The sequence below is a fragment of the Mesorhizobium sp. M0340 genome (assembly GCF_040321535.1).
Classification (GTDB): Bacteria; Pseudomonadota; Alphaproteobacteria; order Rhizobiales; family Rhizobiaceae; genus Mesorhizobium.
The window spans coordinates 1-6657 of record NZ_JAMYRR010000062.1; the positions used below are offsets into that span (position 1 = coordinate 1).

Genomic DNA, 6657 nt, shown 5'->3' on the forward strand with positions numbered 1-6657 from the left:
CGGTGCCGGATCCGACGCGGGTTCGGCTGAAGGCTCCCGTCGAGGGCGAGGTGCCAAGCCCGATCAATCCGCCGAGCGGATGCGCGTTTCATCCGCGCTGCCCGCTCGCGGTCGAGCGTTGCCGGGTCGACGTGCCGCCTCTGGTCCCGCTGGATGACGGACGCGTCGTGGCCTGTCACGTGCGCGCTCCGGCCGCCGAAGTTCTTACCCAGCCAGCAGTGGCGGGTGATCGGCGCGTGCTCATATAGGCTCAGCCTGGTGATTTGGTCCGGTATCGAAGCATAAGGGCAGGGACAGTCTAGTTCACACTCTTGGAAATACGGAGATCACATGAATTCGCAGGAAAGTGTTATTCGTCCGACTCCAGAGGACGGCGGTTTCGATACGATTGGTTCAACTTCTACAAACGTCGCAGACGGCTTCACAATGGCAGCAGTCGGCGACTTGCTCTACGCGCGGCCAGTAACGAACGGACACCATCCAGGCCTTTCTGACGTTCTTAAGACATTTCAGGGGGCCGACGTTACATTTGGGAACTTGGAAACGAACATCTTGGATGCTCAATCCAAAGGATGCCCCCAGGCTGAATATGGTGGTGCGTATTGCATCAGCTCACCTGAACTTGGAGCTGACTTAAAAGCGATGGGCTTCAATATGCTTAGTCGTGCGAACAACCACACGCTCGACTGGGGCGTTGAAGGCATGCGTGAAACGAGCCGCGCACTTGAACAGAATGGAATCGTTCACGCAGGTGCAGATGAAACGCTTGCCCAAGCCGGTGCCGCGCGGTTCTTGGAGACCCCTCGCGGTCGCGTGGCAATGATCTCGTTTGCTACAACCTTCATGCCTATGGCTCGAGCGTGCAATCCCGTTGGGGAGGCTCCCGGCAGGCCTGGACTCAACAGCCTTCGCTTAACGAAAAGCATCGTAGTTCCTCGGGAATTGCTTGAAACCTTGCGGCTGATACGGCATGCATTACCAGGTTACCCTCCAGCCATACAGCACCCAGACCGTGTTGTACTTGAGGAGGTAGTGTACAAGGCAGGAGACAAGGTCGACTACAACTTCGACCCTGAGGCGCGCGACATCGATGACATTCTGCGAAACGTCCGTCAAGGCAAGCAAATGTCCGACTTCTGCATCGCCACCAACCACGGGCACGAGCCCGGGGAATGGTGCCAAGAGCCACTCGAGTACGAACAGTCGTTTGCCCGAAGGCTTATCGATGCGGGTGCAGACGCATACATCGTACACGGACCGCATATATTACGAGGCATTGAGATCTACAAAGGGAGACCGATCTTCTATAGTCTAGGAAATTTCTTTTGCCAGGATCTCCGGACACCAGCAGGGGCTGACATGTTTGATCTATTCGGGAAGGACCCCCGGATCAATACGGATGCCGAGGTGACGATCGACCACTTGGCAAAAGGATACCCTACTGCAGAAGGACGAATCGGCCCCCAAAGCGACGCCATCTTTTACGAGAGCGTTGTCGCCATCAGCCGCTTTGGGCATAACCAGCTTGCTGAATTGAGGCTTTATCCCATCGAGCTTCGTCGCTCGCAGCGGTTTGCCAACCGAGGGGTGCCGCGTCTAGCATCCGCACCTCTGGGAAGAGTAATCCTGCAGCGGCTACAGAAGCTTTCGAAGCCGTTCGGGACCCAAATCGATATTGAGAACGACGTCGGCGTTATAAGGTTAAAACCAATGACGCGTCTCTGAGGCGCGAATTAGCAGCCTTATCCCAGAAAAGTGCGACGCACATGCGATCCTTGAGCCGCGACATCTTGGTGCCCAACGTCACTGAGAAGGAAATCCTGATGCTGGGTTCTGCGGGCATGCAATCGCGGATGCGGAAACGGCATCAGGTCACGAATAAGAGATGGATTCAGAACGGCAGAGCAGCAAAGCCCCTGCGACAGGGAGAGTTTTAGCTAATCGGAAGAAATGCCGGCCAAACGCGCTTTCCGGCTTCGGTCACATAGAGGCGTTCGGCTTCCCATTCTCCTTTAGGAGCGCAGCCGGCTTGCCGGGCTCGCTAAAGATTTAGTATATCCGTGCGGCATTAGCCGGGCATTCTTATGAACGCATCCGGTCCTCCGAGAATCACTGAAGCTTCGACAACTCGCTTTCCCAGTCGGGACCCGATGGACAACCTGCTGATAGCTCACATCGTGTTTGTCGCTGCATTCACATAAATTGGAAAAGGCCGATTCCAAGTGATTTGCGATGATGCACCGCGGCGGCCAAGCCCTTCGCCAGCTCGGCGCCCGGTCTTGAGAAAGCTTCAACGGCTCACACGTTGACGATATTGCCTCCACGCGGTGCGCCTGTAGTTCCCCTGCGGCATTGACTTAGCACGCCCATTTACGGATCAGTCTGTTCACGGCTTCGCTCTGGTCGATGTGGATGGCATGACCAGCATTGTTCAGCAGGTGGAAATCCGAATTCCTGATCAGCTTTGCTAGCTTCAGCCCATGGTCTGGGGTCACCAAAGGGTCGTTCTTGGACCAGATGATCAATGTTTTGGTCTGGAGCCGGTGAAGATATGGGATGATGTATTTCTGCTGCAGCACAACATAAAGTCGGAAATTCGTCTCTTCTTCGGGCAGTCTTTGAGCGACCTCGTATTGTCCGCGCGCCGCAGTCAGCCGATAGGCCTCTCGCTTTGCGTCCTCCACGTCCTGCCCGTAGCCGCGCCACGCCGTGATGAATTCCTCCTCGGTTGGCATAGGGCGGGAATAGTCGTAAGCTTGCTCGTTGGCTCGCATCCAGGCCTCGTCACGGTCATCTCCAAAAGGCGGCGACACGGAGTTGCCGGTCAGGAGTACGAGTTTGGAAACAAGATCGGGACGTACAATCGCGACACGCGCAGCGACGAACGACCCCTCTGAATTGCCCGCCAAAGTAATCTGTTTCAGGCCCAACGCTTCAATGAAGCCAATCACATGCTCTACGCGGCCGAGCCGGTTAATATATTTGCGGTCTGGCGGATAGTCTGCGGGATAGTCCGTGCCACCACAACCGATCTGGTCAACCGCGATCACTCTAAATTGGTCGGATAGCCCGTTCAACTGCCGCACAAAAGAACTCTTTCCCGATACGAAGGGGGGAGATCCGTGTAGAAATAAAATTGGCTCGCCGGCCCCGCTCTCGCAATACGAAGTCGATACACCGCCAACCGATATGCGATGTTCAGCAATCATAAATTCCCTCACTTGGATGTTTGAGCGGACCGACCAGCTTGTACCTGATGTTACCAACCGGTCATCGGTCCCTTGCACCAGAAACAGGCAGCCGAAAGCAGGGAATCGGCGTTGTTTGGGGGCTCCCGCACAAAATCAACGTCCAGGGGACCGCAAGTTTGTCGTGCGGACCTATCACGCAGCCTGAGCGAGTCGCATGTGGCAAGGGGGAACCCCTAAGGGAATGCGTAGAAGTCACTGTTACAGGCAGCGGTGATTACCCGGTGGCAGGACGCCGAACTCGCTTACCTGGCCTTCATGCCGACGAAAGCCATCCCTGGTCAGGATCCCGGACGCAAGTGGCATCCTCCATCTGTGCGTAACGACGACGTTTAGAGCACGTCCTGATGGTGACGAGAGGGCAGGGTGGACATTATCACCGGCACGCTCGGCAAGGCGCTCGGCGGGGCATCCGGCGATTATACATCAGGCAAGAAGCAGGTCGTCGACTGGCTGCGCCAGCCCTCGCGGCCGTACCTCCTTCTCCGACGCGCTTATGCCACCATAGCAGGGCTTCGCTGAAGGCGTTCGATCTGATCGAACAGGGCGATGCGCTACGTGCGCATTTCGCAAAAAATCCCATGGCCTGGATGACGGCCGGTGTTTTTGCAGAATGAGGTCGTCTCAACTCCTTCTGAAAGCGCCCATGCGGATGACTAAACGACCCTCACAACCGACCATCCGCACCGATCTTGGCGCAATTTTCGTTTCGATGGAACTCAGTCGTTCGAGTTGGCTTATGACGTCATTGTCGCCGGGGAACGGCGAGAAGATGTCGAAGCATTCCGTGCCGGCTGGAGACCTAGAGCACGTCCGGGGATCGATGAATCGATTGTGATGTGACGCGAATCGGTTTGAGTGATTCAACGTCCACTTTATGGACGTGGACGATGGCGAGAGCACTTGGTGAGGATCTGCGGTCACGTGTCGTGAAGGCGGCGGGTGAAGGAGCATCGGCCCGCCAAGCAGCGGCTCGGTTCCGTGTCGGGATATCGAGCGCGATCCGCTGGATCGGCAGAGCCCGGAGGGGCGAGACGACGCCGCGACCGCAGGGACGACGGCGCGGCTCGCGTCTCGACGCCCATGCCGACTTCATCGTCGGGATGATCGAGGAGCGCAAGGACATCACGCTGAACGAGATGGTGAAGCAGCTCTTGGCCGAGCGGTCCATGCGCATCGGCCGCAGCACGTTGAGCGACTGGCTGCGGGGGCACGGCTGGACGTTCAAGAAAAGTCCGCACACGCACTGGAGCAAAATCGTCCCGACATCCTGAAGCGCCGGCGTGCCTGGTTCGACGGCCAGCTCGACCTCGATCCGGCAAAGCTCGTCTTCATCGATAAGACCGGGCTGTCGACCAAGATGGCTCGCCTGCGCGGAAGAGCGCCGCGCGGCGAACGCTGCCGGGCAGGCGTGCCGCACGGCCACCGGAAGACCACGACCTTCACCGGCGCGCTCAGGCTGACCGGAATGACCGCGCCCTTCGTCTACGACGGCGCCATGAACGGGGTCGTGTTCCTCGCCTATGTCAAGCAGGTGCTGGCGCCAACCTGGCGCCAGGCGACGTCGTCGTATGGACAATTTGCCGGCGCACAAGTCCGGGGGCGTGCGCGAGGCGATCGAAGCCGCCGGTGCAAGGCTGATGTTCCTCCCGCCCTACAGTCCCGACTTCAACCCCATCGAAAACGCCTTCGCAAAGCTCAAGGCGCTCCTGCGGGCGAGGGCCGAGCGGACAATCGCGGCCCTATGGGACACCGTCGGCGCGCTCGTCGACCTTTTTACGCCAACAGAATGCGCAAACTACTTCAAGGCCGCAGGCTATGAACCGGATTAAACCGGACGTGCTCTAGTCGGGCTGTTGACGCTGTTCGGGAAGCTGCGAGAGAGATGCGAAGGAGACCAAAATGGCCATGATTGTTGTCACGGCGTAAGCGCTGTTGTGGGACCACCTTTCGGGAGTGGTCGCGATCTGTGAGGTTGCCGATCCTGTATTGGGATCGGAGATCGGCTTGTGTCTGGACTTGACCTTACGCTTGACCCGGATCGGCAGCCTCGGCGCTTCGAGGTGATCAACGGTGCCGGCGGTCGGCGTCATTGGTCGGTGGATGACAAGGCGCGGATCATCGCGGAGACGCTGGAGCCGAACGCAGTCGTTTCCGAGGTCGCCCGCCGGTATGGCCTCAGGCCGCAGCAGGTCTTCGCCTGGCGCCGCGAAGCGCGCAAACAGGCTGCTTCGGTGCAGCAAGATTCTCCTGCCTTCGTGCCGGCGGTTGTGGCGGCGGCGGAGCCTGTAGCCAGGCGTCCAGCGAAGCAGCGGAAACGGCAAGCTACTCGAGACGCCGGCATGATCGAGCTTGAGATCGACGGCATCGCGATGCGCGTCGGCCGGGGCGCCGATACCAAGACGGTGGCCGCAGTGATCCGCGCGCTGAAGGCGACGTCGTGATCGGGCCGACGGGTGCGGTCAAGGTCATGGTGGCGACGAAGCCGGTCGGCTTCCGCAAGGGTGCGGAGGGATTGGCTGCGCTGATGCGAGAGACGATGGGGGCCGATCCGTTCTTATGTGTCGGGCGAGATTAGTGGCGGAGCTGCGCAGATGCCCGCCAAGCCTGCCAAGCCTGGAATCCTCCGCCACATAATATTTCATGCCTCTCTGACGGACGCGGGATCCCCCTGCGCCGCAATGCTGGAGGGGCAGGATGCTCGACTTCTATTTTTCGTATCGCAGGGTGCTCAAGCGCCTGCGTAGCGGTGCACTCGGTGGCGAGATGGATCGCTTCGCGGAGCATTTTTTCATGCTTGGTTATAAGCCAGCATCCGCCAAGATTTACCTGAGCCGGATTGCGCGCTTTAGCCAGTTTGCCGGGCCGCGCAGTGGTCCGATGCCGATCCCTCAAGATGTCATCGACAGCTATTTGTGCACGTTTACTACGGATACTCCGCGCATCGGGGCAGGATCGGCTCTGGGACACGCACGGCGAGTGGCTCCGGAGCGGTTCATTGGTTCCGTTCCAAGTGTAGAGGATGATCCAGATGCTCCGCTTCTGGCCTCCTTTTCGGACTATCTGCGCAAGGTGCGGGGACTTGAGCCGAAGACCCGCGAAGGCGTTCTTCTGGGCGGCCGCCGCTTTCTGGATTGGTTCCGCCATCATCATCCCGACCAAGAGCCCCAAGCGTTGACGGCGGAGCATGTCTTCGCCGCCGTTGAGCATCGGCTGTCGCTATCGGCGACCTCCGCCACCCGCACGGCGGCGACCTCTCACATCCGAACATTTCTTCGGTTTTTGTATTGGGCTGGCCACAATGACCAGGATCTCGCCCGCTTCGTCCCAGGGACGCCGCATTGGCGTTTGGCGCATTTGCCGCCGCGCCTTGCATGGGATGACGTTCGGCGCGCAATCGATGCGATCG

Annotated in this window: 6 protein-coding genes and 3 pseudogenes; 8 read left to right on the forward strand and 1 reads right to left on the reverse strand. The window is 59.0% G+C overall.

The window, feature by feature from the left end; genetic code table 11:
* A partial coding sequence (locus NKI79_RS32950) for an oligopeptide/dipeptide ABC transporter ATP-binding protein (protein ID WP_352807453.1) occupies window positions 1–248 on the forward strand: 248 nt, incomplete at its 5' end.
* 82 nt (window positions 249–330) lie between these two features.
* On the forward strand, window positions 331–1725 hold the full coding sequence (locus tag NKI79_RS32955; RefSeq protein ID WP_352807455.1) for a CapA family protein: 1395 nt from the start codon (window positions 331–333) through the stop codon (window positions 1723–1725).
* Between the two features lie 632 nt (window positions 1726–2357).
* Here the strand turns inward: NKI79_RS32955 and NKI79_RS32960 are convergent.
* Window positions 2358–3209 (reverse strand): alpha/beta fold hydrolase, encoded by an 852-nt coding sequence (locus NKI79_RS32960; protein ID WP_352807456.1) that lies wholly within the window; start codon window positions 3207–3209, stop codon window positions 2358–2360.
* A 396-nt stretch (window positions 3210–3605) separates the two neighbouring features.
* Here NKI79_RS32960 and NKI79_RS32965 point away from each other — a divergent pair.
* From NKI79_RS32965 to NKI79_RS32990, 6 genes and pseudogenes are all read left to right on the forward strand, one after another.
* Window positions 3606–3826 (forward strand): annotated as a pseudogene (locus NKI79_RS32965) (aminotransferase class I/II-fold pyridoxal phosphate-dependent enzyme); the annotation flags it as partial.
* A gap of 74 nt (window positions 3827–3900) precedes the next feature.
* Window positions 3901–4083: pseudogene (locus tag NKI79_RS32970) on the forward strand (hypothetical protein); the annotation flags it as partial.
* 55 nt (window positions 4084–4138) lie between these two features.
* Window positions 4139–5080, forward strand: a pseudogene (locus NKI79_RS32975) (IS630 family transposase).
* 177 nt (window positions 5081–5257) lie between these two features.
* Window positions 5258–5692: an IS66-like element accessory protein TnpA gene (tnpA, locus tag NKI79_RS32980; RefSeq protein WP_352807458.1), complete on the forward strand. Its 435-nt coding sequence runs from the start codon at window positions 5258–5260 to the stop codon at window positions 5690–5692.
* Window positions 5689–5826, forward strand: a complete 138-nt coding sequence (locus tag NKI79_RS32985; RefSeq protein ID WP_352807461.1) for a hypothetical protein — start codon at window positions 5689–5691, stop codon at window positions 5824–5826. The genes tnpA and NKI79_RS32985 overlap by 4 nt, the downstream gene beginning before the upstream one ends.
* Before the next feature lie 119 nt (window positions 5827–5945).
* Window positions 5946–6657: site-specific integrase (locus NKI79_RS32990; RefSeq protein WP_502909890.1), on the forward strand; the 712-nt coding region annotated here is incomplete at its 3' end.

Excerpts from the sequence above, each read along its gene's own strand:
- NKI79_RS32960 (WP_352807456.1), bottom strand. The coding sequence starts at position 3,209 with ATGATTGCTGAACATCGCATATCGGTTGGCGGTGTATCGACTTCGTAT.
- NKI79_RS32955 (WP_352807455.1), top strand. The coding sequence starts at position 331 with ATGAATTCGCAGGAAAGTGTTATTCGTCCGACTCCAGAGGACGGCGGT.